This is a genomic window from Candidatus Viridilinea mediisalina (assembly GCF_002532535.1).
Lineage (GTDB): Bacteria > Chloroflexota > Chloroflexia > Chloroflexales > Chloroflexaceae > Viridilinea > Viridilinea mediisalina.
Genome location: NZ_NQWI01000031.1, coordinates 22,259 through 48,806, shown reverse-complemented (window position 1 = coordinate 48,806; position 26,548 = coordinate 22,259). Strand labels below are relative to the sequence as shown.

Sequence of the window (26,548 nt, the reverse complement as noted above, 5' to 3'; positions counted from 1 at the left end):
CTCTTTGATCTCGACACGAAAACGGGTAATTTCAGTGTATCACAACAATGCGGAATGTTCAATGGTAATTGGTATAATCTGTTGCAGCGCCACGCGCAGCGCGGCATCGCTATGTTCAGCTTTAGCCAGGCGTCGTTCGATCAACTGGGCATGACCCACCAGAGCGGCCATGGGACTCTTCAGTTCGTGGGTGGCTACGGAGAGAAATTGGTCGCGCATGCGCACGGCGGCCTCGGCTTGGGCACGAGCCTTTTGTAGATCATCATAGAGGCGCACCCGATCTAGGGCGTGCAGGGTCAACTCAGCGACCGTTAGCAGAAACTCCTGTTCAGCCGGGCTAAAGCTATGGGCTTGTTTGAAAGCAAAGATGATCCCGCCGCGCGCACCATCGCCAAGGGGCAGGGCGGCCACCCCGCCCGTGGAAATGTTGATCGCCTGGTGCGTTACATCACGAAAACGCGGATCATCTGCGGGTATCTGAGCAAGAAACAGTGCGGTTCCACAGCGCACCGCTTCGGTAATCGGCAGCTTGGCATCCAAGGGACAATTGTCGGTTTGATGTCCTTGTTCAACAGTATGTTCACTGGCATTAGCCAATTCAAGGCTTACGCCATCAGCCGAACGTAGTAGCAGGTAGCCCTGCTGGGCCTCTATCGCTGCTGTTGCCAACTCTACGATCACACTCGCCACCGCTTGCAGGTTCAGGGCTTCACCAAGCGCAGCGGTGATGGTCTGGAGCCAGCCGAGACGCAGCACACTCTGGCGTTCCGTGAGGTGCGAGGTGAGCGCTTCGGGTTGTAGTGCGAGGGTACTGAGACGCAGGCTGAGGAATTCGCTCAACAACTCGGCAATGGTCCACAGGATAAAGGTGGTCGGGTGTGGCTGTGTGTAATCCACACAACAGATCATACCCCAGAGGCTACCGTGATGAAAGAGGGGAATATTGAGTGCGGCACGTACCCCCTCTTGCTGCAATACGCTCCGCTGTGCCGCAGGAGGTGCAAGCAGCGTTACGTACTCATAGGCAAGCGGTGGCGACCCATGTGCTGCGGAGATCAACCCAACTGGATCGGTTTTTAGATCAACTAGAACACAAATCTGCGCGTTGAGGTAGTAGGCGCGTTGGAGCGGGGGCAGGCGGGTGGGCACCATGTGTGGGTGAAATGAGGCCACATTCGCATGGAGTTGTTCAGCCAAAACGAGGCTACTTCCATCGGGCTGGAACTGGACAACCGTCACACGCTCAAAGGCGGTCAATCGGCGCACCTGAGCCGCCACTACGGGCCAGATGCCCGCCAGGCTACGCAGGGTACGCAAGGCCCGCAACGCAGCCACCAGTTCGCTCCAGGGCATCAACAAGGAGGGGGCGGGCTCAAGTTCAAGCAAGATGCATCCGGGTTGGCGTTGGACTTGCGCCAGCAGGGGGTGCTGGGGGTGAGGGGGTTGCAGTTGCAGATGCATGAGCGAACGCATCTCCGGTTGCAACAGCAGCAGCATCGTGTGCAGATGGGCCACCTGGGCGGTTCCGAAGAGGGCTGTCAGCGGCTGAGCGAGCAGTTGCTCGGGCGCAACTCCGAGCAACTGCTCGGTATTGGCGCTCACCTGAAGTACCGTCAGGTCAGCCTCATGCAGCACCAGCAGCACCCCATGAGCTTGGATGTGAATAACGACATCATGTTCTTTGGCATCACACTCAAAGAAGAGATTAGCCATGAAAATTTCTTCAGACTACCAATTTCTCCGCCTCAGCCTCAGCGTTCATATCGCGCAAGGTACTCAAATCACGGATGCGTTCCGTAAAGAGGATGCCATTGAGGTGATCAACTTCATGCTGAATTACCCAACCAAGCAGGCCACCTGCTTTACGCAAACGCCGGAGCTTGCCGCTCACATCCTGAAACTCAACCGTCACCCAGGTATGGCGGGGCACCTGGCCATACCAACCGGGTAGGCTCAGGCAACCCTCTTCGCGCATGACCTCTTCACCACTGACCTTGACAATTTTAGGATTGATGAGTACATAGTGCTCGACGGGAGCAACCTCAACCTGGGTGCCATCTGGTTGTTCTTCAACTTCAGGAGGAATCTCGATGATACAAAGCTGGATCGGCAAACCAACCTGCGGTGCTGCCAAGCCAACCCCATTCGCTGCCTGCATCGTCTCAAACATATCGGCAATAAGCTGTTTCATATTGCGGTCGGGCAACTTGACGGGACGGCAATGAGTTTTGAGAACCTTCTTATCGCTATCGTTATCAATACGAAAAATTCGTCGCAACGCCATGATTGATGCTTGCTCCTCATATGTTCTACGCTAACGGAGGGGATGCGAGGGAACCAGGTTCCCTCGCGCACTCTCTTAATAATTATAGCATGTGCTGTCACCAGGGGTAGAGCTACGTCAAAAGTTTTTGGGGCTACGCCCCAAACCCCGTTTGTTGTTGCGTTGTGGCGGCGAAGCCGCCACAACGCAACAACAAGAGTTTTTTGGGGGAGGCTTCGCCTCCTCCAAACCTCCACCGGGAGGCTTAATCTTGGTTGACAGGATAGGCCAAGCGGCGTATAATGCTCTCGCTTTGCGGGCCTCTAGCTCAATGGTAGAGCAGTTGACTCTTAATCAATTGGTTCAGGGTTCGAGTCCCTGGGGGCCCACCAAGTTCGCGTAACGCCCCGTCCAAGTGCTGGACGGGGCGTTGCTGATCTAACGACACTATGCACGACCAAACCCTCACCGATCATTGGCAGATCCGCCCACTCAAGGAGTTTCATCAGGGTATCTACCCGCGCGATGAGCATGGTTGGCAGCCTGCTCAGGTGCCGGGCCATTGGCAACAACTGCCGGGCCTTGAAGCGCATCACGGCAAGGTGGTCTACCGTTGCCGCTTTACCCATTCCCACCCCCACCCTGCGCCGGGGCAACGTCAATGGCTGCGGCTCGCTGGTGTCTTCTACTATTCCCGTGTCTACCTCAATGGCGTAGATCTTGGTGCCCACGCGGGCTATTTTATCCCCCATGAGGTGGAGGTGACCGAGTTGCTTCAGGCTGAGAATACGCTGCTGGTTGAGGTGGATTGCCCTGAAGAGCGCAACAAATTGGGCAAAAAGATGCTCACGGGTGTCTTTTCGCACTGGGATTGCCTCGATCCTCATGCTAACCCTGGGGGCATCTGGCTGCCGGTGGAGTTGCATGCCAGCGGTGCGGTGCGCCTGAGCCACGCCCGTCTGCTGACGAGTGCCTGTGATGCGCGCTTTGCCCAGGTGCGTTTTGATCTTGACCTCAATGCTGCCCATGCCGGCCCGGTGACGCTGCGCCTGCGCTTTAGCCCCCGTACCTTTGCTGGGGCTACCCAAGAATTTGCGCTGCAACGCGAACTCATTGCAGGCGTGCAACGCATTGGCGGGCTGATCAAGCTGCGCGAGCCGCGCCTCTGGTGGACGCATGATCTAGGTCGCCCTGATCTCTATGATGTAACACTTGACATTGTAGTGAACGAGCAACTTAGTGACACATTCAAGCTCACCTTTGGTGTGCGAACATTTGAATTGCGCCAATGGATTGCGTATCTGAATGGCCAACGCTTTTTCGTCAAAGGCAATAACTATCCGCCGGGTGATATGCGCATCGCTACAATGACCCGTGAGCGTTATGAGCATGATCTGGTTCTGGCCCGCGATTGCCACTTCAATATGTTACGTGTCCATGCCCATGTAGAACATCCTGAATTCTATGCTGCTGCTAATGAGGCGGGCATCCTGCTGTGGCAAGACTTCCCGCTACAATGGGTCTACGATCATAGTGTCTTAGCTGAAGGCTTACGGCAAGTACGCGCCATGGTGCGGCTGCTTGGCAGCCACCCGGCCCTTGCGGTCTGGTGTATGCACAACGAAGCCTTTCTGCTCGAAGATACTGCCGACGAAAGCTGGTTTGCGCGACTACGCACCCAAATCTCGGCCCTGGGCTTCAGTTGGAACCGCGATGTGCTCGACACCCAGATGAAGGCTTTGGCTGAACAGGAGGATAGCACGCGCCCAGTGGTGCGCTCGTCGGGCGAATTTCACCTGCCCTATGCGCGCGAAGGAACCGATTGCCACGCCTATTTTGGCTGGTATCGCAGCTATGGCACCCTTGAGGATGCCGAAATGATGCAACGCCGCTTCCCTGGCAACCTGAGCTTCATCACTGAATTTGGCACCCAGAGCTTTCCCAACCTTGAGAGTAGCCGCCGCTTTATGCCCGATCCGCTGAATGAAGCGGCGATCCGCCGGCTTGAGGCGCACCACGGTCTTCAGGGTGAGATTATGGCCAATTGGCTGCCTTGGCGTGAGGCCAAATCGCTGGCTGAAGTGGTGGATATGAGCCAAGATTACCAGGTTTTTATCAACCGCTACTACGTGGATCGCCTGCGTGAGCGCAAATATCAACCTACGGGCGGAATCATTGCCTTCCTCTTCCTCGATCCCTACCCTGCGGTTCTGTGGAGTATTGTGGACTATTGGCGTGTGCCGAAGCGCTCTTACTATGCCTTGCGCCTAGCCTTCAGCCCGCAGTACGTCTACTGCATCTTCTTTCCACGCACCTACGCCCTGGGCGAGGCGATCCATCTGCCCATCAGCGTCGTCAACGATGCGCGACGCACGATCCTGGGGGCACAACTAGAGGCGCACCTGCGCGATCCGGCAGGCAACCTGATTGCCGAAGTGCGCCAGCGCCTCGACCTGCCCGCCGACTGCGCCCCGATTGTGGCCGACCGGCTGCGCCTCACTCCCACCATGCCCGGACGCTACACCCTGCACCTGCATCTGGCCGGCGTAGAACACGAGGTGCGTCAGGTCTACGAGATTGACGTGGGTGGCTCACGCTAGAGGTTTGCAGAGATATAGAGTTTTTTACCACAGAGGCACAGAGAACACAGAGGGGAGGTATAGCATTTCACAACAAAAACTCTGTGTCCTCTGTGCCTCTGTGGTGAAATTCTCTGTGCCTCTCCCTCGCAGATGGTGAAATCCTCTGTACCTCTCCCTCGCAGAGGGCGTAATGGTATAATTAGCGTTACACACATGGCCCTCGTGCCGCGTGTAGCTAATCGCCTCCCCCAATCCGAAGGTGTAGCTCCCTCATGCTACTAATCCTCGACCAACTCAACCAGTTGCTCGCAGCGGCTGTGTTGATTGTCACCTTCTCGCTGCTGGCCTATATCGCCATGCAGAATTGGCGTAATGATCTGGCCCGCGCTTTGTTGGTGTTGCTCACCGGGGTGGTGGTGGTCTATGGTGGCGATCTACTGCTCGCCCGTGCAACCCGGGCGAGTACGATTGAATTTTTGGCGCGAGCGCAATGGCTCGGCATTGCCCTTGTGCCCGCCGCCTACATCCATTTGGCCAATGGGCTGCTGGCAATTGGTGATCGCCAGACCCTCGCAGCGCGTACGCGCTCGCTGATTCCCCTGGCCTACGTGGGGAGTATCGCCTTCTTTCTGCTGGTGGCCTTGGGCACCGATCTGGTGGTGCGCGGGGAGTTGCCGAGTGGCCCGATTGCCCAATTTCGCCCCGGCCCGCTCTTCTGGGGCTATACGCTCTTCTTTATCTTTAGTGCGATCACGGTGATGATTGCGATTGTTGCCTCCGAACGTACCGCCCTGACCATTACCCAACGGCGCCGTCTGCGCTACCTTGGGGCCACCTTCGCCGCCCCCGGCATTGGCGTCTTCCCCTTTTTGGTCCTTGGTGCACCGAGTGCCACCCCTACCGCCGCCATCCTACTGCTCCAAGCCATCGCCAGCATCATCGTTGCTATTATGATCACCGTAATGACCTATAGCGTCGCGTTCCAGGGAGTGCTGTTGCCCGACCGCCTGATCAAGCAAGACTTCCTGCGCTGGTGGCTCTATGGCCCCTTTGTGGGCATCTCAATTGTCCTCTTTATGCAGGTGGTGCCGCTCTTTGAACAACTGCTGGGCTTGCCACAAAATACCCTGCTCACCTTTGGCGTCATGCTGATGACCGTCCTCATGCCCCTGTTTGTGAGTCGCGTCAAGCCCTACCTCGATGCCCTCGTCTACATGCAGGATCAGGACGAGATTGACTATCTGCGTAATCTACCGCGCAGTACCTTCACCCGGGCCGACCTGCGGGCACTACTGGAGAATTCGCTCGTGGCGATTTGTGGTGCGTTGCGGGTCGAGATCGGCTTTGTTGCCGCCCCAACCAACGATGGCAGCTATACGATCAAGGCGGTCTGTGGCCCGCGTAGCGATGTCAAACGCTTTGCCGCCGAGTATCCACTCGATGACCTGATGCCCCAATTGGAGCAACTGCCAGCGCGGGCGCGTGATACCCTGCCCCCAACCGATGCCTTCCTCTACTGTGGCGGCTTCTGTCTCTTGCCGCTCCGCAGCCCCGACGGCCTCTTCCTGGGCGCCTTGGCGGTTGCCTATGCGCCCGAACAACTCCAGCGCGGGGGCAGCCTTGCGCCCGAAACGCGCCAATTGATCAGCATCTTAGCTCATCAGATGGAATTGGCGCTCTCGACCGTGCAGATGCAGCAGCGCATCTTTGACACCCTGCGCGGCCTTGGCCCCGAAATGGAATCGCTGCAACAACTCGCGAGTCGTCTCGAACAGGCCACCCCCGCAACCATTAATACACTTGATAGCGACCTCATTCTCGATCCGGCCTTCCCGCAGTTGGTGAAGGAGGCGCTGACCCAATTCTGGGGCGGGCCAAAATTGAGCGACAGCCCTCTGCTTAGTCTCCGCACGGTGCGGCGCATGATCCAAGACCAGGGCGGCAATCGTACGCGGGCGCTCCAGACTGTCCTGCGCCAAGCAATTGCCAATCTGCGCCCCGATGAACAACTCGACCCCTCGGCCCAAGAGTGGCTGCTCTACAATCTGCTCGAAGGCCGTTTTCTGCAGCGCAAAACGGTACGCGACGTGGCCAACCGCCTCGCCATGAGCGAATCGGACTTCTACCGTAAGCAGCGTATCGCCATCGAAGAGGTTGCTCGCCAACTTGCGCTGATGGAAGATAGCGAACGTTGAACACGCATGTTCCTCCCGAAATTGACCAGCTCATTCATGCGGTGATGTCGCCCCTGACGAGCATCCATAGTACAGCTCAGTTGCTCCAGCGCTGTCTCAGCACCAGCGAACATGCCCAAGTTGGAATTTTACTGAGCGTTCTGGAGCGTAATGTGGTGCGATTACAGCAGACGTGTGAATGCTTTATTCACCATGCGAGTATCCATGATCAGCATATTCACATTTCACTGCCTGTAGCATATTTTAATGCCGAAACCGAGCATATCGCTCAGGTGGCCCAGCAAGCGGTGCCGCAGACCCAGCAGCGCAGGCCGTCACACGTACCGCTGGTGAGTGCGGTCGGCCAGATTCTGTTGCTCATTCCCAATGGAACGACCAGCACAACCCTCAGTACCGCTCTTGCTAGGTATGGCCACCAGATTCATATGGTACACAATTCCGTGGAGGGGCTGGATCTGGCGCGCACGCTACATCCTACGCTCATCCTGATTGATCCAGAGGTAGATGCCCAAAGCGAATTTATCATCCCACTGTTGAGCGAAGATCCCGAAACAAAAAGCACCCGCTTGGCACTCTTGGGCCAGCATATGCCAGCGGGCCAAACCATGCTGCCCCAGCTCATCAACCCGCAACTCACGCCAGAACAGATCGCAACCATGATCAACGGCATGATTGCTCCTGATGTCCATGCCCGCACAACTCGCCCCCACATCCTCATTGTTGATGACGAAAGCGACATTGCCGCCATGCTCGCCCATCAACTTGAAGACGATGGCTTTCAGACCACCCAGGTCTACAGTGGCACCGCAGCGTTACGTCTCACCCGCGAGCAGCCCTTCGACCTGATCCTGCTCGATCTGATGCTGCCCGATTTGGACGGCTTTACAGTGCTTGGCGGCTTGCGCGCCCAACCCAAGAGTCAACTGAGCCCGATTATTCTCGTGTCGGCGATCAATTCACCAACAGAGAAGGTACGGGGCTTGCAGTTAGGGGCCGACGACTACATCACCAAACCCTACAACACCGCCGAACTGAGCGCTCGGGTGCTGGCCACCCTGCGCCGTAGCGAACGCGAAGGCGGTGCCAACCCCTCAACGCGCCTGCCGGGGAATATCGCGATTGAACGGGCAATCAACCGACGCATTACTCAAGGCGAAGCCTTCGCAGTCTGCTACTGTGACATTGACAACTTCAAAGCCTACAACGACAGCTACGGCTTTCTCAAGGGCGACGCAGTGATCAAACGGACAGCCCAGATTTTGCTCGAAACCATGAGTAACCTAGGCAACCCCGAAGACTTCGTGGGGCACATTGGCGGCGACGACTTCGTGCTGATCAGCAGCCCCGAACGGGTTGAAGCAATCTGTCGCAGCGTCATTCGCCAATTCGACGCCACCGCGCCCTTCTTCTACGACCCCGCCGCGCGCCATAGAGGCAAAATCTGTGGCGAAGACCGCCAAGGCCGCCCCGCCGAATTTCCCATCGTCACCCTCACGATCACCGTAGTCAGCAGCACCCATCAACCCTTCCAGCACCTCGGCGAAGTAGCCCAACGTTCGATTGCCATCAAAAAGCGCGGCAAACGAACCCCGGGGAGTGTCTATGTGCTTGAAGGGAGGTAGGGGTAAGACGATTGCAGATTGCAGATTGTAGATTGTAGATTGTAGATTGCCGAACGTGGGGCTTGACATTGTACGACAACTCACACCAAGCGTTGAAGGCAGCGATCATGCAACCTATGACCTGCCATCCCTGCGCTCCATTGAACGCAGGCTTAACTGGCCTCAGCCAGCTTGTCACTGATCCACTGGTTCAAACTCTTGCCCTCACGCTGCGCCCGAACATAGGCTTTCCGATGCAATTCAGGCGACAGGCGCAACATCAGCCGTCCCGTGAATGGCTTGTTTGGTTCCTCGCCCCGCTCTGTGCAGAAGTCGAGGTAGTCATCAATCGAGTCACGGAAGGCTTGGATTAACTCTTCCACACTCTTGCCCTGGAAGGTGACCACATCGCGGAGATCGAGTACCTCTCCATGGAAGATGCCCGCCTCGTCATCAAGTTCAACACGACCTGTATAGCCCTTGTACTGCAGCATGGCTCATTCCTCCGGCTCAACGCCTGCTTCCGTTAGGAACCGTCGTAATGACTTGAGCGCACCTTTGTCGGTATCTGGCATAGGATGCGGGCGATGAAAGACGGCGCACACACCGTTAAGCTGGATCCGAACACGCGCTTCCTGCGCCAATCTCAGCACCTAACGCGTGCAGAAGCTACTCAACGTCCGCCCACGCAACGTCAGCGCGAACGGGATCAGCAAAAACGGCCCGTAGTGTCTTGCGGTGTCGGCTGTTTAGCTTCATAGTATCATGATACGACACTAAAGACAGTCCCGCAAGACTGGCTTGCGAGAACTCCCTAGCAGTTGTATAATGTAGCTTCCTGTATGTATCATACATACTTCCATTGTGATAAAATATACTTCCAGAGCAGGGTTGTGGGATGGACGGTTTCACCTATACGTTTCCGGCTATGCGTGGCGTGCAAGCGGGGCGTGAATACTATGTTGCCATGTGTCCCCTGCGCCTCTTGCCCAGGATCTTTGTCTTTGATGCTCAAGATTTGCCCCCTGAGTTGCGCTCACAGCGCGTCCTAAACCGCGCCCGTATCCCTGCGCTCACCCGCTACATTGTCGAGCATCCCAATGATTATGTCTTCTCGGCGATAACTGCCTCAATTGATGGCGAGGTGCGCTTTCTGCCCTCCGAAGATGCGACGCTACCGCGTGATCTGGGGCGGCTCATTGTTCCAGTTGATGCCCGCTTTATTGTCAATGATGGTCAACATCGGCGCGCCGCCATCGAAGAGGCGCTGCGCGAACGCCCCGATCTTGCTGACGAGACAATTGCTGTCGTCTTTTTTCTCGATGCTGGTCTGAAGCGTAGCCAACAACTCTTTGCCGATCTGAACACGCATGCGGTACGCGCCAGTGCTTCGATTGGTATCCTCTACGATTTTCGTTCACCATTAGCCGGTGTTGCGCGCCGCGTAGCGAATGAGGTGCCCGTCTTTAAGGGCATGACGGAGATGGAGCGTTCGACGATTGCTAACCGTTCGCTCAAGCTCTTCACGCTACCGTAAGTGCACTGAAACAGATACTTGGCCTACCCCTTTCGCCGGAGGAGTTGCGTCTCGAACAACTTCCCGTTGCGCCTGCGGTGGCGGCTGAGGATGATCTGCTAGAAATTGAACCATGACCACTTCTATCTTTTCGCAGCGGACAATCAGTGCAATCTACCAAGAGATTCGTGAGGTCTACCGCAGCAATGCGATGCCTTGGGTGATTGGCTATAGTGGTGGCAAGGATTCTACCGCTTCGCTCCAGTTGATCTGGTGCGCTCTGCGCGAGTTGCCACCCGATCAGTTGACCAAGCCGATCTATGTGATCGCCACCGATACGCTGGTTGAGACGCCCCTGATTGTTGATCATGTCAATGATAATCTCGGCAAGATTGGCCGCGTGGCGCGCGAGGCGGGTCTGCCGTTGACGGTACACCGGCTCACTCCGGCGATGCGCGATAGCTTCTGGGTGAATCTGATCGGGCGTGGCTACCCCACGCCCCATAGCCGCTTCCGCTGGTGTACCGAGCGCTTGAAGATTAAGCCCGCTGATACCTTTATTCTCAGTAAGGTCGCGCAGCATGGCGAGGTGGTACTGGTGCTTGGCCAGCGGCGCAGCGAGAGCAACGCCCGTGCCCAGGTGATGGACGACTATAAGATTACGGGCTATCGCCTTTCGCGCCATTCGACCCTGCCACGCGCCTATGTCTATACACCCATCGAAGACTTCGCCACCGATGATGTCTGGAGCTACCTGCTCAGTCTGCCTTCGCCCTGGGGCGGCAATAATCGCGATCTCGCTTCGCTCTACCGGAGCGCCCAGTCGGGTGAGTGTCCGCTGGTGGTGGATCTCTCGACGCCATCCTGTGGCAACAGCCGCTTTGGTTGCTGGGTCTGCACCGTCGTTGAACGCGACCGCTCAATGGAGGCGCTGATTGACAATGGCGAGGAGTGGATGACACCAATGCTTGAGTTCCGTGATTTTCTTGCTGCGACGCAAGATCCGGAGCGCCGCAAGGAGGTGCGCGACTACCGCCGCCGCGATGGGCAGGTTCATTTCCGCAAACGCGGTCAGGGCGAGTTGCTCATCCGTGGCCCCTACCGCCTCGCCTTTCGTAAAGAGTTGCTCACACGCCTCTTGAGCGCCCAGCGCCAGGTGCAGCGCGACGGCCCCGATCCCCACTATGAACTGATCAGCGCGGATGAATTGTACGAAATCCGGCGCTTGTGGCGGGTTGAAGCCCACGATTGGGAAGATGCCGTACCCGAGATCTACCGCCAAGCCACCGGGCGCGATCTGCCCTGGCCGCAGGATGATGGGGCCATCTTTGGGGCGAACGAACGGGCGGTGTTGGCCCAGATCTGCGCGGAAGAGGAGGTGCCGCTCGATCTGATGCTGGCGTTGATCGAGAGTCAGCGCCAAGCCAGTGGCCTCGGCGGGCGCACGCAGATCCACGCCCGGATTGACGAGGTGCTACGCAGCGAGTGGCGCAGCGAGGCCGAAGTCGTTACCGCCGTCGAGGCGCATCAGCAATGGATCGAGGGTCGCTTGGCGACCGCATAGGGCGTGAGACGTGGACTTTACCGAATTTCGGCTGATCAACTTTGGCCTCTTTGCGGGCGAGCATGTGATCAATGTGCAACCGCCACCACACCAGGGGAGTAATGAGCGGCCAATTGTGCTGATTGGCGGCAAGAATGGTGCGGGCAAGACGACACTGCTAGAAGCGGTGCGCCTCTGTCTCTATGGCGCTGCGGCGCTTGGGCGGGGAACCAAACGGGCCACCTACGAGGACTACCTGCGGAGTCGTATCCATCGTCAACTTGGTGCTCCGCTACAGAATACCTTTGCCGGCGTTGGCGTGAGTTTTGTCCACACGATTGATGGCAGAAGCCACACCTTTGCGCTGCGGCGCTTGTGGGAGCGCAAAACGCAGCGGGTGAGTGAGACCTTCTTTGTGGAGCGTGATGGTGGGCTGCTCAACGAGCAAGAGATGGCCGGGTGGGATCAGTTTCTGCACGATCTGCTGCCGCCGGGTTTGGCCGATCTCTTCTTCTTTGATGGCGAGAAGATCCAGGCGTTGGCCGATGATAGTGACTATAGCCTGATCGGGGCGTCGATTCGCTCTTTGCTGGGCTTCGATCTACTTGATCGCCTACGGGCTGACCTGAATATCTACTTGGCACGCCAGCGGCGGAGTGGCGGCACGAGTTTAGATGCGCTCTTAGCCGATCTCCGCACGCGCCGTGCGGCTGTCGAGGCGGAGTTTGCCCAGACCTATGCTGAACTTGGCCGACTCAACAGTCTCATTGCCCATAAGCAGGCCAAAGTAGAGGCCGCCGAGCGTCTGCTGGCCAGTGAGGGGGGCGATGTTGCTGCACAGCGCGCGGCGCTCAAGCAGCGGGCCGAAGCGCTCAACGAGACGTTGCGCCGCCATGAGCGCATGGTGGCCGAGCATGCCAATGGCCTCTTGCCCTTTGCGCTGATCCCGCAACTCGCGCACGCCCTCAGAGCGCGCCTTGAACTGGACGAGCGTACCGAACACTATCTACAGGTAACGACCGTCGCCGACTACTTTGTGGAGGAGTTTGAGCGCCGCCTGACCTTGGAGGAGGAATGGAGCAGCGGCGTAGATCTGAATGTAGCGCAGCGTGATAAACTGATTACCAAGCTGAACAGCCTTGTTCGTGCGGTTCAGGCGAGTCTGATCAACGCAGAGGATGCTGATCTAGCGCAAGAGGAGATCGTGCATCCGCTCGAAAAGGAGGCGCGGCGCGAGATGATGCGCTGGCTCGATCAGGCGACGAGTAGCCTACCAGAGCAACTCGCGACCATTGGCGAGGCGCTTGAGCGAGCGAGCGCTGAGTTGGCCGCAGTTGAGTTGCTACGCACCAAGCTACCGGCTGATGAACATACCCAGCCCATCCTGCAGCAACTGGCAACGCTACAGCGCGAGTTGGGGGGCCTAGAGCAGCAGCAGCGGACGCAGGAGGAGGCGCTGCACCAGGTTCGGCTGAAGCGCGAGGCGCTACAGCGTGAAGAGCAGGAACTCTACACACGCCTGATGCGATCTGATGATCCAAGCTACCGCGCAGACATCGCCATTCGTGCCCAGCAGGTACTTATACGCTACGAAACACGCTTGCGCCAGACCAAACTTGGCGAGCTTGAACGGGCGATTGTTGCATGCTTTGGCCGCCTGAGTCGCAAGGGCCAATACATCAAGCGCGTCACGATTGAGCCTGAGAGCTTTGCGACAACGCTCTACAACGGGCAGGGCGACCCCCTTCCGCGTGAGCAACTCTCGGCTGGTGAGAAGCAGATCTATGCGATTGCCGTCCTCTGGGCGCTACGCATCGTATCGGAGCGCACCATTCCGATCATCATCGACACGCCGCTTGGTCGCCTCGATAGCGAGCATCGTCAGCGGCTGGTGCAGCACTACTTTCCTCAAGCGAGCCACCAGGTCGTCCTGCTCGCAACCGATAGCGAGATTGATACGCCGCTTTACGGGCAACTCAAGCCAGCCATTGCGCGCGCCTACCAACTAACCTATCAGCCGGGCGAGGCGCGGAGTTGCGTTGAGCCGGGCTACTTCTGGCCCGAGGCGGAAGAGCACGAGTCTCACGAGGTGCCGGAGGTTGCAGGCCCATGAAACTCACCCGCATCCGCTTCTGCGACGAAGCCGACCAGCGCCTACGCCAACTCAAGTCGCGCACCACCCTCAGCGCCAACCTGCTCTGTCGCATCGGCTTCAACCTCTCGCTTGCCGAACCCTCCATTCCCGATCCGACCCAATACCCCGAGAGCAGCACACGCGAGATCGAGCGCGACACCCTGACCGGGCGTTACGACACCCTTTTTCTCGCCCTACTGCGTCAGCGCTGCCTCAACGACGGCATTGCATCTGATGGCGAAGCCTTTGAAGCGCAGTTCCGCGCCCATATGAATCGTGGCGTACTCTTGCTGTATCAGCAGGTGAAGTCATTGGCTGATCTGTGTAAATTAGCGTCTTTAGGGCAGGAGCGAGGCGAGTAGGCAGAAGACCTTTTTACCGTCGTAGTGCCGACTTTAGTCGGCATCCCAGGGTTGTCGGTGACCTCAGCCGACTGAAGTCGGCACTACCTATAGGCAACGGAAATGGGTTTGGTCACATCCATGGCGTCGTGCTTTGTCATGCTGAACGCAGCGAAGCATCTCTCTGTTGACCGCAGTAGACCCTTCGCTCCGCCTGCGGCTCCGCTCAGGGTGACAGCATGCCACAGTGCAAAAACGAACCAAACCTATTTCCGAATCCTATACCTCTCCCACGCCGAAAGGCACAACCCTATGACAGAACCACCAATCTACATGGATCACCACGCAACCACCCCGGTCGAGCCGAGGGTCTTAGCTGCGATGCTCCCCTACTTCACTGAGGTCTTTGGCAACGCGGCGAGTAGCGATCACGAGTTTGGCTACCAGGCGAGCCAAGCGGTGGAGCATGCGCGCAGCCAACTGGCCGCGCTAATCAATGCGCGGCCTGATGAGATCATCTTTACCAGCGGGGCGACCGAAGCGAATAACCTTGCGCTCTTTGAACTCGCCATCGCCACCGGCTCAGCCTGCACCAGCGCCACCGTCGCGCCATCGCATGTTATCATGGCACTCGGCCTAGGCGAAGCGCGGGCGCACTCCTCACTGCGCTTCGGACTAGGGCGTGCCAACACAAGCAGACAGATCGCCACCGCCGTCGCAATCGTCGCCCGGCGAGTAGCGGAACTCAGGGCGTTGTGGGGGGGGTAGGGGGTGCGAATCGCCTGGCAATCTATCTGGGAACCAATTCTAGCCCCTGGTCAGTTTTTGGCATCTTGGTCGAAGCCGTACATTCATGGAATATGCACGCATCACGTCATACGCCAATGTAGGGGCGTAGCAGCGGCCATCCCCAGGGATCGCCGTGCAGGAGGGAATGTGCGGGCCGCTGCTACGCCCTCCCCTGTAGCGATCGCCAATCCATCGCATGCGTAGCGGGCGTCATGGGATGAGTCGTTAGCGCAGCATGTATGGAACACGCACGCATCCCGTCGCATCCCAATGGCACCACCGTGGCATGGCCTCGGGAGGGCGTGACACCGACGGAAAGGGCGTAGCAGCGGCCTTTGGCTCTCGGTAGCGGCATGATTCCTTGGGTGGCCGCTGCTACGCCCCTACATGTGGGGGAACATGGATTGTTCGTCCAACTAGGGGGGGCGTCGGTCACCAAGAGATCGGTGCGAAAATTTATGTCATACTCTAGTGCCTAGCCCCCCCGCCCTGAACGGGGATACTGCGATGAAAGGAATGCTCTGGCTGTGAATTGTTATACCTTCCCTGCGCTCCTTGGAAATCAAGGTGAATATATCTACTACCTTATTCAGTGTAAAATACGTCTATTAACAAGAATTTTTCTATTTGATGAGGCTGAGGTGCCAGCAGATCTGCTGCGTATGCAGACGGTTGATCAATCAATTGTTACGAAATACATGGATTATCTCGCCAATCGCAGAGGTGACTATACTCTGGCGCCACTCGTTGCCGTTGTAGATGAAGTTGGCACGTTTGAGCCATTAGCGCCTGAGATGGCGGAAATTGGGCGGCTGCATGTGCCAATGAGCGCCCGCTTGATCATCCGCGATGGTCAACACCGTCGCGCAGCGCTGACCGCGTTGCTCAAGCGGTCTCCTGCGCTCGGTGACGATACGCTTGCGATCATGCTGCTTCCCGATCCAGCATTGCGCCGGGCAGCCAGCATCTATGCCGATTTGCATCCAAGTCCAATGGCCGCCACCCGATCAAAACGGGTTCTCCACGATCACGGCGAACTCGCTTCGCTCGTGCGGCAACTTGTGAATGAAGTGCCCCTATTTCAAGGTTTCACTGAATTAGAGAAGACAACTATATCGAATCGTTCGACCGCAATCTTTACGCTCAGTGCAATCTACCAAGCAACCCAGGCGTTGCTGAACAATGGTGCAAAGGAGATCATTCGCGTTGAGCAGGCGGCCATCGTGCGCGAATTCTGGCGGATACTCAGCACGACAATCCCGCAGTGGCAGCAAGCAATGCGCCGTGAAATGAGTGCTGCCACGCTACGCCAAAACTACATCCACTCCCACACGGTTACGCTGCTGGCGATTGGCATGGCGGGACACGACCTCATTGCTGCCCATCCTGACGATTGGCAAGAGCGGTTGAAGATCTTGGGGGATGTTGATTGGTCACGCGAGAACCGATCGCTCTGGGAGGGTCGGGCGATGGTGCGTGGCAAAATGAATAAGTCACACGACAGCATTCAACTTACTGCCGCAGCGATCAAGCGCCTTTTGGGCCTGAAGATGACTGAACGTGAGCTCGCATTGGAGCAAGCCCTATTGGACTCATGATAGGGTATGAGGGTTGACTGGACGAAAGACCCTCTCCATGTGCCATTGTAGCGCGATAGCCGCGGGCCAGAGAGCCTTGTCAGTCGGCTTATAGATCGCTTTTCCATTCAACATGAGCACAGATTCGGCTTGTTGTTCATTCAGCGCAAGAACAGGGGAGGTTTTGATAATATATTTGGGTGTGACTGTGATCAACCCTTGATCAAAAATCCAGTGATGCAGACCGCATAATGCCATTCCATTACGTGGATCGTCGTTATGGCTATGACTCCAAGGAACAATGTGGGCCGCAGCAACAGAAGTACGCCCCTCTGGTGTTACGATACGAATACCACATAGCGCACATGTATGCTGATACGCATCAACTACCACACGGCGGAAAGCAGTGGAGCGCACCTCAGTAGCATACTGCTCTTCAGGCAATGGCGCTTCCTGAAGCGTGAAACGACCACGCGAGCGGTTTAATAGATCGCGGCTGTATGCAAATGAACTCGTAGTAATATGGCTGACGTCAACAACAGTCGAACGTACATCAGGGCTAAACCAGTTCTCTATGAGAACACGGCGCAATGCATCTCGACTTTCAGAATCCTGGAGCAGTTGGAAGAGATCTTCATTGAGTTGGGCAAAGAGGGTCTGGTTTTTGATTTGCCGAAACACCTCGTTGCGATTCATGAGCCGAAGATTCGGTGCCACGCCATGATCATCTACTAGACGCCAAAAGCCCTCACTACACATGTGGTAGAAAGGCATCACCGAGTTACTTTCACGATCGCTTCCTACAATCTTCACCCAATACAAATCAAAGGCGTCCATAAGATCAACATTAAGCCGGATGGTATTACTATTGATAATCTGTTGTGCAAGCAGATCCATTACTGACATGAGCAGAATGGGTTTGTAGGGTGCATAGTGAAATGTTGCCTCAGGCCAGAAGGGTTTCTTATCGGCTTTGAGTTTGGTAAAGGCTACGGTGTACTGATCAAGGCTCATGGAGGTGGATCCTGTTGTTTAACCGCAGCAGCCAAGGCGGTGATGGTCTTGCCGGTGCCGGTGGCCATTTCGCAGATGCCTTGGCATTCGTTGGCAAACCATGCCTCTATCGCCTCTTCTTGGTAGTCGCGGAGGCGTAGCTCGCTGGGGCGCTGGGGGTGCGTGCGGCGGTAGCGTTCGCTCCGCTCTGCGGTCTGTTTGGCTACTTGGTAGGGCCGCTCGTGGGTGCGGAGTTTGAGGATCTGCTCGCGGATGGCGTCGGGCAGGAGCAGCACGCGCACGTTGGGGTCTTCGTCGCGCCAGAGTCGCTCGAAGCGTTCTTGGTCATGCTGAATGAGTTCAAGGTGTCCTGCTTTCCACGAGCAGAAGATTTTGATCGATTCGTAGTTGCGCGTCCCCTGAATACTGTCGTTGTAGCTCCCCTCAAAGCTGACTTGATTGCCATGCACGTCACTGAAGAGGCCAAATTTGGCATGAAATTCGCCCGTAAGTTCTGCGGTGGGCACGGCGAGGCGGAAATCGAGGATGTTGTCGGCCACCATCCAAGCCAAAGCGGAAAGCGTGTGCGCCTCTAGGCTACGCGCAAGATCACCAACGGCATGGGCCAGCACGGCCCGCAGCACCTCGTCGCGGCGGGCCTCTACGCCCTGCTGTAGCGCATGCCAATCCTCTTGTGCAAGGATCGGGCTGGTAATCCAGCGTGCATGCCCGCCACGGGCAGCAAATGCAGTAAGCCCAATGGCGTTGATGCGTAGCCAGCCGGAGCTAAAATAGCCTACCCCACGATCATACCGGATCGCTCTGCAAAGCAGAGGCTCGAAGAAGTCGTGTGTCAGATCATGGCGTGAGGTTTCGAGTGTAGCCGGTAGGTTGAGATCGCGGAGTAAAGTCATGGGTTTTAGCATCATTGTCACCCTGAGCGCAATGAAGACTTTCTCTTGGGAACCAAAAGAGATGCTTCGCTGTGCTCAGCATGGCAATCATGCGGCATGTTTAAGAACGCTAAAGCCCATTAGGACGCCATGTTCGGCAATCTACAATCTACAATCTACAATCTACAATCTCACTCAGCGTAGCGCTCTTCTTTCCATGGATCGGCATTGTTATGATAGCCATACCGCTCCCAGAAACCGGATGTGTCCTCACTGAGAAATTCAATCCCACGTAGCCATTTGGCGCTCTTCCAGAAGTATGTGCCGGGGGTCAAGAGGCGTAACGGAAAGCCATGCTCAGGCGTCAGTTCTTCGCCTTCATACCGATAGGCTAGTAATGCGTTGGGCTGCATCAATACCTCAAGCGGCACGTTCGTCGTATAATTCTGCTCACAGTGGGCAAGTACAAAGCGGGCGGTTGGCTTCAGAGGCGGGAGGGCTTGCACAAAGGTACTGAAGCGCACCCCCTCCCAGCGGGTATCGAGCTTACTCCAGCGCGTCACACAGTGAATGTCGGTCACCACCTCGCAGGTAGGCAGTGCCCGAAATTTGGCAAAACTAAAGCTCACTGGTGCCTCAAGTTCACCCCAAACCCGCAAATCCCAATCGTGCTGCACATCCCGATAGATCGGCACATGACCATAGTGCATCACAGGAAATTTATCAGTCACATACTGACCCGGCGGAACACGATCCTCTTCGCCTGCGGGTGTATGGTCATGCTGTTTGTTCAGATTAAACATGGGCTCTTCCTTACGTTCCGCCGGAACACGCGAAGGATGCATGGGAACCACGTTCCCGTGCATCCTTTACGAACATCATAATTCCTCACGCAACCGATCAAGCAGATCATCAAGCGTAACGCGGGCTTGCTCAAGATCACCATCAGCATAGAGGCCCAAGACCGCAAAATAGCCAGGGGTGACCAATGAAGCAAGGTAGACCAACTCCTCGGTCTCAATGGTCAGATCAAGCACATGCCCGCTCCCAATCCGCCCTGACGCGGCATTGCTCATCGCAGCAATGGTAGCTAATTCCAGTTCAGCCAATTCGAGGTCGTATTCTTCCTCTTCTTCATCATCGAAGACCATCTCGACGCGCAGGCCATCGGTGGCAACCACGCCAGCGAAACGGGCACCATCCAAATCGTCAAGGGCGTCATAGAGAATGTCGGTGAGGCTCATGGGGGTTACTCTTTGCTCAAAGCTCACGGCGGCTCTCCAGGGCTGCCCCAAGCGTCGCGGGGTCGGCCCACTCCAGATCACCACCAGTCGGCAGACCACGGCCAGGGCGGGTGACACGCACCCCAAGTGGGGCGAGATCCTTCAGCAATAGATAGGCAGTTGCATCCCCCTCAGTATTGGGGTTGGTTGCCAGAATGACCTCATCTACCGGCTCGCTACGTACCCGTGCCAACAGTTGCTCGATCTTCAAATCTTCGCGATAGATGCCCTCCAAGGGTGCAATATGGCCATGCAGTACATGGTACAGCCCCCGGAAGGCAGCCGTTCGTTCAATCGCCAAGACATCCAAGGGTTCCTCCACCACACAGATCTTTGTCTGATCGCGCGTGGGACTCGCACAGACCGGGCAGAGTTCGTCTACCGTGATGTTAAAACAGCGCACACAGAGTGTGACCTGTTCCTTCATTGCTTGGATGGCCTGTGCTAAGTTGCGTGCCTGCTGTGCGTCAGCCCGCAGCAAGTAGAAGGCAAGACGCGAGGCGCTCTTCGGCCCGATCCCCGGTAGCCTACTCAACGCTTCGATCAGTCGCGCAACGGGCTCGACAATCAGGTTGTCACTGTGTGATGACATAGGTGTTTTGGCTTTCGCCTACGGAAACAATGCTAAAATAGCCCAGGCATGCCCTTCATGCCGCCCATCAATGGCCCCATGCGCTCTTCAGCCAGATCTTGCGCTCGCTTGGTCGCATCGCTGAACGCGGCAAGCAAGAGGTCTTGTAACATCTCCACATCGTTGGGATCAACCACTTCAGGGCTAATTGTGACCCCTTTGATCTCGCGGTGGCCATTCATTTGTACGGTAATCGCGCCGCCACCTGCCGTACCCTCAACAATCGCTTCGCCAAGCTCTTCCTGAATCTTCTGCATCTGACGCTGCATCTGCTGGGCCATCTGCTGTAGCTGCCGTGGATTCATGCCTACTCCTTTTTTTGGGCTACTCAAGGTGTCATAGAGGGGAACCATGTGCCCCCACGCCGCATAATAACAACGAGGTTGCCTCATATCTTCCTAGTGTCCTAGCTTACCACATCCGCGCAATGCCTGCCAAGCTTATTGTTTCCGATTTGACACCCCCCGCAAACCATGCTATCATCCGCCTCGCCCTTCAGCCATCTGTTCTTCTGTTTTTCACCTATGCCAATCTTCTCGAAGCAGTTCAAGCGCAGCAAAAAGCCAGCCATACGGCTTGGTTAGCAGCGCTTGCACGCGAGTATCGAGTGTAGGCCCGGCGCACCAGGCTATGCTGGTGCGCCGGGTTTTCTATGTCACTTTGGAGGTATCTGTATGAAACCGATCTGTCGCCTCACCCCCCGATTAGCCCGCCCGGAGTTGTTTGGTGCATGTCAAGTCAGACAAGGATCTTCTACATATGTCGCTTGAGCGCTGTTTTTTGCTCGATACGACGCTGCGTGAAGGTGAGCAGTTTGCAACTGCGCGTTTTACCAGTAGCCAGCGTCTTGCTATTGCCGAGGCGCTTGATGCCTTTGGGGTTGAGTATATCGAGCTTACCTCGCCCGCTGCTTCGCCGCAGAGTGCCCGCGACCTTGAGTTGATCGCTCGGCATGGCCTGCGTGCCCGTATCCTTGCTCACGTCCGTTGCCACCTTGATGATGTGCGCCTCGCAGTTGAGCATGGGGCTCAGGGGGTGAATCTGCTCTATGCCACCTCCGCCCAGCTTCGCCAAGCAAGCCACGGGCGCTCCCTTGACCAGATTGTCGAAGAGGCTGCGAAGGTTATTGCCTACCTACACGGCCATCAGGTTGAAATTCGCTTCTCGTGCGAAGATACGTTTCGCACTGAGTTGCACGAGTTGATCCGCATCTATCGCGCAGTCGCTGCATTGGGAATTGAGCGCATTGGCCTGGCTGATACGGTTGGTATCGCAACCCCCCGCCAGGTCTATGATGTGGTGGCCCAAGTGCGCCGCGAGGTTGATTGCGATATTGAGTTCCACGGCCACAATGATGCTGGCTGTGCGATTGCCAATGCCTTCTGTGCGCTCGAAGCGGGCGCGACCCATATTGATGTGACGGTTTTGGGGATTGGTGAACGCAATGGAATCGCTTCGCTCGGCGGCATGGTGGCCCGCCTTGCAACCTTCAATCCTGATTTGGTGGCCCGCTACGATCTTACGCTGCTCCCCGAACTGGATCGCATGCTGGCCGAGATGGTGGGCGTTAGCATCCCCTTCGATGCGCCCATCTCAAGCCCCTATGCCTTCCACCATAAGGCCGGGCTGCATACCAAAGCGGTGCTGGCCGATCCACGAAGCTACGAGGTTCTCGATCCCGCTGCCTTTGGCCGCACCCGCACCGTCGCAGTGGCCCATCGCCTCGTTGGTTGGCACGCGATTGCTGAACGCGCCCGCGAACTCGGTATCTACCTCAATGAGGCCGCCGCCCGCGAAGCCGCCGCCCGCATCAAAGCCCTCGGTGATGAGCATGAACTTGATAGCACCAGCGTGGACGAGATTTTGTATGAATATGCGGAGTAACGGGTAAGGGTGCGTGAGGGAACCAGGTTCCCTCACATCCCTCCAGAATTTAGTTATGGCCTGGGGCGTAGCCCCATCAATACAAGTCGCGCTCATGGAGCCACAACCAACATGCAAACCCTAAGTGAACAAATTCTCTCCCGTGCCGCTGGGCGTACCGTCAGCGCCGGGGATGTCGTGACCGTCAATGTGGACTTGGTGATGATGCACGATAGCCTGTCGCCAAGTATTATTCGTGTGCTCCATGAGGAGCTTGGGGCTGAACAGGTTTGGAACCCGGAGCGGGTTGCGGTCGTGATTGACCACGTTGCGCCTGCGGCGAGTGTGCAGACCGCTGAGAAGCAGGCGGATGTGCGCCGTTGGGCGCGGGCCCAGGGGATTACCCATTTCTTCGATGTGGGCCGTGGCATCTCCCATCCGGTCTTGGTGGAAGAGGGAATCGCGCGCCCCGGTATGGTCATTGTGGGCAGCGATAGCCATTCGACCGCCTATGGTTGTGTGGCGGCCTTTGGCTCTGGGATGGGTACGACCGATATTGCGTTGGCTGCTGCCACCGGGCGCACCTGGTTTCGCGTGCCCGAAACGGTTGTTGTGCGTGCCCACGGCAACTTCCGCCCCGGTGTGAGCGCCAAGGATTTGGGACTCCGCGCTGCCCGTGAACTGCGTGCCGACGGCGCAACCTATGCGGCTGTTGAATGGCACGGTGTTGAACAGCTTACCGTCATGGAGCGTATGACTCTTGCGACGCTCTCGATTGAAGTGGGTGCCAAGGCGGGCCTTGTGCCCCCCACTGGCCTCAAGCTGCCCGTGCCTGAATGGCTTACGTTGCAAGAGGACGCACGCTACAGCCGTGTGATTCATGTTGACCTGAATACCCTGGAGCCGCAGGTGGCTGCGCCCCACACCGTAGATAATGTGACCGACCTGAGCGCTTTGGGTCGCGTTGCGGTAGATGTGGTCTACTTGGGCACCTGCACCAACGGCCACTACGAGGACATGGCGGCGGCAGCCCGCTTGCTGCGCGGGCGACGCCTTGCCCCCGGCATGCGGATGCTCGTCGTACCTGCAAGTGCCCAAGCGCTGCAACGGGCCACTGAGGATGGCACGCTGAATACGCTGCTCGCCGCTGGGGCTACGATTGGCACGCCTGGCTGTGGCGCCTGCATCGGGCGGCATATGGGTGTGCTTGCCCCCGGTGAAGTCTGCCTCTTCACGGGCAACCGCAACTTCCGTGGGCGCATGGGCAGCCCCGAAGCGCAGATCTACCTCGCCTCGCCCGAAGTCGCCGCCGCAACCGCCCTGACGGGCTACTTGACCCATCCGCAAGAGCTTGGGTAGGGGTGGGAGTACCAGGTACTCCCACGCTTAACTTTCCTCACCGAGCCACCGCCCCGCTGGCTCGGTGGTTGAGCCTGCTGAAACCAGCCTGTCGAAGCCAAGCGGCGTGGCCCAGAGCTTTTTCACGCTAACAAAGGTGGCTTCGACAAGCTCAGCCACCGCGCCGCTGGCTCGGTGAAGGTTTACAATAATGGGAGAAGCCACTTCTCCCCGATCCCCGGAGGTTCCTATGGCCCGCGTCTGGATCTTTGGCCAAGACATCAATACCGACCAGATCGTCCCTGGTCGCTATGCACCCTACATGTTGAAGAACGAAGCCGACCTACGCAACTATCCGTTTGTTGAGCATCGGCCCGATTTTGCTGCCAATGTGCAGCCGGGCGATCTCATTGTTGCGGGTAACAACTTTGGCTGCGGGAGTTCGCGTGAGTATGCGCCGCTCGCGCTGCGTATGGTTGGCGTTGGCGCGATCATTGCGCCCCTCTTTGCGCGCATCTTCTTCCGTAATGCGCTCAATTTGGGCATTCCCTGCTTCACCGCCGACCTAACTGGTGTCCTGCGTGATGGTCAAATGGTTGAACTACAGCTTGAAGCAGGACAGATCATCACGGAAACGGGTGAATGTATTCAGTTGCCGCCGCCGCCCTCCTTCCTGCGTGAAGTGTGGGCGGCTGGTGGGATTGTGCCCTTCTACCGCACCCACGGGCGCTTCCCAGGGGAGGCGGCCTAATGCGTGTTTGTGTGATTCCGGGTGATGGGATTGGGCCAGAGGTACTAGGGGTAGCCACGCGCATCCTGCAAGCCTTGGTGCCAAGTGTAGCCCTGAGTGAAGCTGAGGCGGGTTGGGCCACCTTCGAGCGCCACGGGACGGCCCTGCCCGCTGCGACCTTGGCGGCAGCCCAGGCTGCCGATGCGATCCTCTTTGGTGCGGTTGCCTCGCCGAGCCATAGTGTACCTGGCTACCGCAGCCCGATTGTGCAGTTGCGCCGCGAGCTTGATCTCTACGCCAATATTCGCCCGACCCAGATGCGGGCAAGCGCAAACCAACCGGCCCATTCGCTCGTTGTGGTGCGCGAAAATACCGAAGGGCTCTACGCCGGGCGCGAACGGCTTGCCGATGATGGGGCCACCGCGATTGCTGAACGGGTGATTACGCGCCAAGCCAGCACGAGGATCGTGCGTGCCGCCTGCGAATTGGCCCGCAGCCGGGCGCATGATCTGCAACGCCCTGGCCGTGTTACCATTGTGCATAAAGCCAATGTACTGCGGGTTAGTGACGGCCTCTTCCGCGAGACGGCGCTCGCGGTGGTGCGCGACTACCCTGACCTGACCCACGATGAACTGCTGGTGGACGTGGCGGCGATGCATCTTGCCCAAAGCCCCCAACGTTTTGACGTGATTGTCACCACCAACATGTTTGGCGACATCCTCTCGGATGTTGCCTGCATTCATGGCGGTGGACTGGGCCTCGCCGCTTCAGCCAATCTAGGCGAGCAACGCGCCCTCTTTGAGCCCGTCCACGGGGCTGCGCCCGACATCGTTGGGCGTGGCTGCGCCAACCCGCTTGCCGCCATCGAATGTGTTGCCATGCTTTTGGCATGGCGCAAGCTGCCCGATCAAGCTGCGCGGCTACGCAAGGCCAGCGCCACAGTGCTGCGTGATGGGCCGCACACCCCCGATCTGGGGGGCAACGCCACAACTGAAGCTCTTGCTGAAGCTGTTTTAGCACAATTGTAATAATGGAGTAAAAACAAACCTATGGAAGCCACATGCCCCGAATGTGCCGCCAGCGTCGCCCTACCCGCCGACACCCTCGAGAGCGAGATTATTGTATGCCCCGAATGTGGTGCCGAGCTAGAAGTTGTCAGCCTCGATCCGCCCGCATTGGCGCTCGCCCCTGAAGTCGAAGAGGACTGGGGCGAGTAGCTAGGCGAAAAACCGATAGAAGCAAGAGATGCAGAGGATTTCACCACAGAGGCACTGAGAGCACAGAGTTTGTAACGCAGAGAGTGCTAACGATGGTGATTACCGTACCATGCAACTCTCTGTGTTCTCTGTGTCTCTGTGGTGAAATTCTCTGTACCTCTCTCTTCTCAAGGAGAAGTTATGCGTATTGGAGTTCTCTGTTCACGCATTCGCGCCGAAGAGAAATTGCTCTTCACCGAACTAGATCGGCGCGGGTTGCGTTATACCAAAATTGATGATCGTGCCCAGATCTTTGATCTGCACCAGCGCGAGTACCCCTACGATGTGGTCCTTGAACGCTGTATTCAGCATAGTCGGGCGCTCTATATGCTCAAGCTCTTTAACGACGCGGGAGTGCCGACGGTCAATACCTACCAAGTTGCCGACATCTGTGGCGACAAGTTTCTGACGACTCAGGCGCTCGTGCATGCCGAAGTGCCCACGCCCCGCTGCCTGCTCGCCTTTACCCCAGAGAGCGCCTTGAGCGCCATGGAGCAACTGGGCTACCCAGTGGTACTCAAGCCGGTCGTTGGCTCTTGGGGGCGCATGGTGAGCAAGGTGAACGACCGCGATGCTGCGGAGGCCATCCTTGAGCATCGTGATGTCTTGGGCAACTACCAGCACTCGATCTTCTACATCCAAGAGTACATTGACAAGCCGGGGCGTGATATTCGCGCCTTCGTCGTGGGCGATGAGTGCATCGGGGCGATCTATCGCGCCAGCGAACACTGGATCACCAACACCGCCCGTGGCGGCACCGCCAGCAACTGCCCAGTCACCCCCACCTTAGCCGATTTGAGCCTACGGGCAGCCAATGCCGTCGGTGGGGGCGTGGTAGCCATTGATCTGCTTGAGACCCACGATGGCCGGCTGTTGGTCAATGAGGTGAACTACACCATGGAGTTCCGCAACTCAATTGAGACCACCGGGGTGGATATTCCGGCGCGGATTGTTGATTATGTGCTTGCCGTGGACAAAGGCTAGGGCTGCCGCCCTCGCACCCGTTATTGGGGCGAAGCC

24 protein-coding genes and 1 tRNA gene are annotated in these 26,548 nt (G+C 57.4%); 16 read left to right on the top strand and 9 right to left on the bottom strand.

The window, feature by feature from the left end; all coding sequences use genetic code 11:
- Window positions 1-39: 39 nt before the first annotated feature.
- Window positions 40-1,713, bottom strand: a complete 1,674-nt coding sequence (locus tag CJ255_RS09150) for a GAF domain-containing protein (RefSeq protein ID WP_097643798.1) — start codon at window positions 1,711-1,713, stop codon at window positions 40-42.
- Window positions 1,714-1,723: 10 nt separating this feature from the next.
- A complete protein-coding gene (def, locus tag CJ255_RS09145; protein ID WP_097643797.1) occupies window positions 1,724-2,284 on the bottom strand; it encodes a peptide deformylase in 561 nt (186 codons plus the stop codon).
- Between the two features lie 296 nt (window positions 2,285-2,580).
- Here def and CJ255_RS09140 point away from each other — a divergent pair.
- From CJ255_RS09140 to CJ255_RS09125, 4 genes are all read left to right on the top strand, one after another.
- Window positions 2,581-2,655 (top strand) — tRNA-Lys (locus CJ255_RS09140).
- Window positions 2,656-2,712: 57 nt separating this feature from the next.
- Complete coding sequence (locus CJ255_RS09135; RefSeq protein ID WP_097643796.1) at window positions 2,713-4,863, top strand: glycoside hydrolase family 2 protein; 2,151 nt, start codon at window positions 2,713-2,715, stop codon at window positions 4,861-4,863.
- Window positions 4,864-5,117: 254 nt separating this feature from the next.
- Window positions 5,118-7,040: a histidine kinase N-terminal 7TM domain-containing protein gene (locus CJ255_RS09130; RefSeq protein ID WP_097643795.1), complete on the top strand. Its 1,923-nt coding sequence runs from the start codon at window positions 5,118-5,120 to the stop codon at window positions 7,038-7,040.
- Window positions 7,037-8,662 carry a GGDEF domain-containing response regulator gene (locus CJ255_RS09125; protein WP_097643794.1) on the top strand — a complete coding sequence of 542 codons (1,626 nt, stop codon included), beginning with the start codon at window positions 7,037-7,039 and terminating at the stop codon, window positions 8,660-8,662. The genes CJ255_RS09130 and CJ255_RS09125 overlap by 4 nt, the downstream gene beginning before the upstream one ends.
- Before the next feature lie 152 nt (window positions 8,663-8,814).
- On the opposite strand, the gene CJ255_RS09120 is transcribed toward CJ255_RS09125, so the two are convergent.
- Entirely contained in the window at window positions 8,815-9,135 is a 321-nt protein-coding gene (locus CJ255_RS09120; protein WP_174714063.1) for a type II toxin-antitoxin system HicB family antitoxin, read from the bottom strand.
- 404 nt (window positions 9,136-9,539) lie between these two features.
- On the opposite strand from CJ255_RS09120, the gene dndB reads away from it, so the two are divergent.
- The 6 genes from dndB (at window position 9,540) to CJ255_RS09085 (ending at window position 16,562) form a co-directional block, all read left to right on the top strand.
- Window positions 9,540-10,178 carry a DNA sulfur modification protein DndB gene (gene dndB / locus CJ255_RS09110; protein WP_097643793.1) on the top strand — a complete coding sequence of 213 codons (639 nt, stop codon included), beginning with the start codon at window positions 9,540-9,542 and terminating at the stop codon, window positions 10,176-10,178.
- Between the two features lie 112 nt (window positions 10,179-10,290).
- Window positions 10,291-11,721, top strand: a complete 1,431-nt coding sequence (gene dndC / locus CJ255_RS09105) for a DNA phosphorothioation system sulfurtransferase DndC (protein ID WP_097643792.1) — start codon at window positions 10,291-10,293, stop codon at window positions 11,719-11,721.
- Between the two features lie 10 nt (window positions 11,722-11,731).
- On the top strand, window positions 11,732-13,813 hold the full coding sequence (gene dndD / locus CJ255_RS09100; RefSeq protein WP_097643791.1) for a DNA sulfur modification protein DndD: 2,082 nt from the start codon (window positions 11,732-11,734) through the stop codon (window positions 13,811-13,813).
- Entirely contained in the window at window positions 13,810-14,196 is a 387-nt protein-coding gene (gene dndE, locus CJ255_RS09095) for a DNA sulfur modification protein DndE (protein ID WP_097643790.1), read from the top strand. Before dndD ends, dndE begins: the two co-directional genes overlap by 4 nt.
- Before the next feature lie 291 nt (window positions 14,197-14,487).
- On the top strand, window positions 14,488-14,943 hold the full coding sequence (locus CJ255_RS25075) for an aminotransferase class V-fold PLP-dependent enzyme (protein WP_097643789.1): 456 nt from the start codon (window positions 14,488-14,490) through the stop codon (window positions 14,941-14,943).
- 548 nt (window positions 14,944-15,491) lie between these two features.
- Entirely contained in the window at window positions 15,492-16,562 is a 1,071-nt protein-coding gene (locus CJ255_RS09085; RefSeq protein ID WP_165774632.1) for a DNA sulfur modification protein DndB, read from the top strand.
- Here the strand turns inward: CJ255_RS09085 and CJ255_RS09080 are convergent.
- The 6 genes from CJ255_RS09080 to CJ255_RS09055 form a co-directional block, all read right to left on the bottom strand.
- Window positions 16,557-17,555 (bottom strand): HNH endonuclease, encoded by a 999-nt coding sequence (locus tag CJ255_RS09080; protein ID WP_097643787.1) that lies wholly within the window; start codon window positions 17,553-17,555, stop codon window positions 16,557-16,559. The two genes, CJ255_RS09085 and CJ255_RS09080, sit on opposite strands and share 6 nt — an antisense overlap.
- Window positions 17,552-18,448, bottom strand: coding sequence for a DEAD/DEAH box helicase family protein (locus tag CJ255_RS09075; RefSeq protein ID WP_165774631.1), 897 nt, complete (start codon window positions 18,446-18,448; stop codon window positions 17,552-17,554). Before CJ255_RS09075 ends, CJ255_RS09080 begins: the two co-directional genes overlap by 4 nt.
- A gap of 170 nt (window positions 18,449-18,618) precedes the next feature.
- Window positions 18,619-19,230, bottom strand: a complete 612-nt coding sequence (locus tag CJ255_RS09070; RefSeq protein WP_097643785.1) for a sulfite oxidase-like oxidoreductase — start codon at window positions 19,228-19,230, stop codon at window positions 18,619-18,621.
- A 75-nt stretch (window positions 19,231-19,305) separates the two neighbouring features.
- Window positions 19,306-19,671: a roadblock/LC7 domain-containing protein gene (locus tag CJ255_RS09065; RefSeq protein ID WP_097643784.1), complete on the bottom strand. Its 366-nt coding sequence runs from the start codon at window positions 19,669-19,671 to the stop codon at window positions 19,306-19,308.
- Window positions 19,672-19,687: 16 nt separating this feature from the next.
- A complete protein-coding gene (recR, locus tag CJ255_RS09060) occupies window positions 19,688-20,302 on the bottom strand; it encodes a recombination mediator RecR (protein WP_097643783.1) in 615 nt (204 codons plus the stop codon).
- Window positions 20,303-20,334: 32 nt separating this feature from the next.
- Window positions 20,335-20,646 carry a YbaB/EbfC family nucleoid-associated protein gene (locus tag CJ255_RS09055; protein ID WP_097643782.1) on the bottom strand — a complete coding sequence of 104 codons (312 nt, stop codon included), beginning with the start codon at window positions 20,644-20,646 and terminating at the stop codon, window positions 20,335-20,337.
- A gap of 454 nt (window positions 20,647-21,100) precedes the next feature.
- Between CJ255_RS09055 and lysS the strand changes: the two genes are divergently transcribed.
- The 6 genes from lysS (at window position 21,101) to lysX (ending at window position 26,512) form a co-directional block, all read left to right on the top strand.
- A complete protein-coding gene (lysS, locus tag CJ255_RS09050) occupies window positions 21,101-22,225 on the top strand; it encodes a homocitrate synthase (protein ID WP_097643781.1) in 1,125 nt (374 codons plus the stop codon).
- 111 nt (window positions 22,226-22,336) lie between these two features.
- A complete protein-coding gene (locus tag CJ255_RS09045; RefSeq protein WP_097643780.1) occupies window positions 22,337-23,563 on the top strand; it encodes a 3-isopropylmalate dehydratase large subunit in 1,227 nt (408 codons plus the stop codon).
- A gap of 229 nt (window positions 23,564-23,792) precedes the next feature.
- Window positions 23,793-24,293 carry a LeuD/DmdB family oxidoreductase small subunit gene (locus tag CJ255_RS09040; RefSeq protein WP_097643779.1) on the top strand — a complete coding sequence of 167 codons (501 nt, stop codon included), beginning with the start codon at window positions 23,793-23,795 and terminating at the stop codon, window positions 24,291-24,293.
- Window positions 24,293-25,300, top strand: a complete 1,008-nt coding sequence (locus tag CJ255_RS09035) for an isocitrate/isopropylmalate dehydrogenase family protein (RefSeq protein ID WP_097643778.1) — start codon at window positions 24,293-24,295, stop codon at window positions 25,298-25,300. Before CJ255_RS09040 ends, CJ255_RS09035 begins: the two co-directional genes overlap by 1 nt.
- A 21-nt stretch (window positions 25,301-25,321) precedes the next feature.
- On the top strand, window positions 25,322-25,489 hold the full coding sequence (gene lysW / locus CJ255_RS09030; RefSeq protein WP_097643777.1) for a lysine biosynthesis protein LysW: 168 nt from the start codon (window positions 25,322-25,324) through the stop codon (window positions 25,487-25,489).
- Window positions 25,490-25,669: 180 nt separating this feature from the next.
- Entirely contained in the window at window positions 25,670-26,512 is an 843-nt protein-coding gene (gene lysX, locus CJ255_RS09025) for a lysine biosynthesis protein LysX (protein ID WP_097643776.1), read from the top strand.
- Window positions 26,513-26,548: the final 36 nt, after the last annotated feature.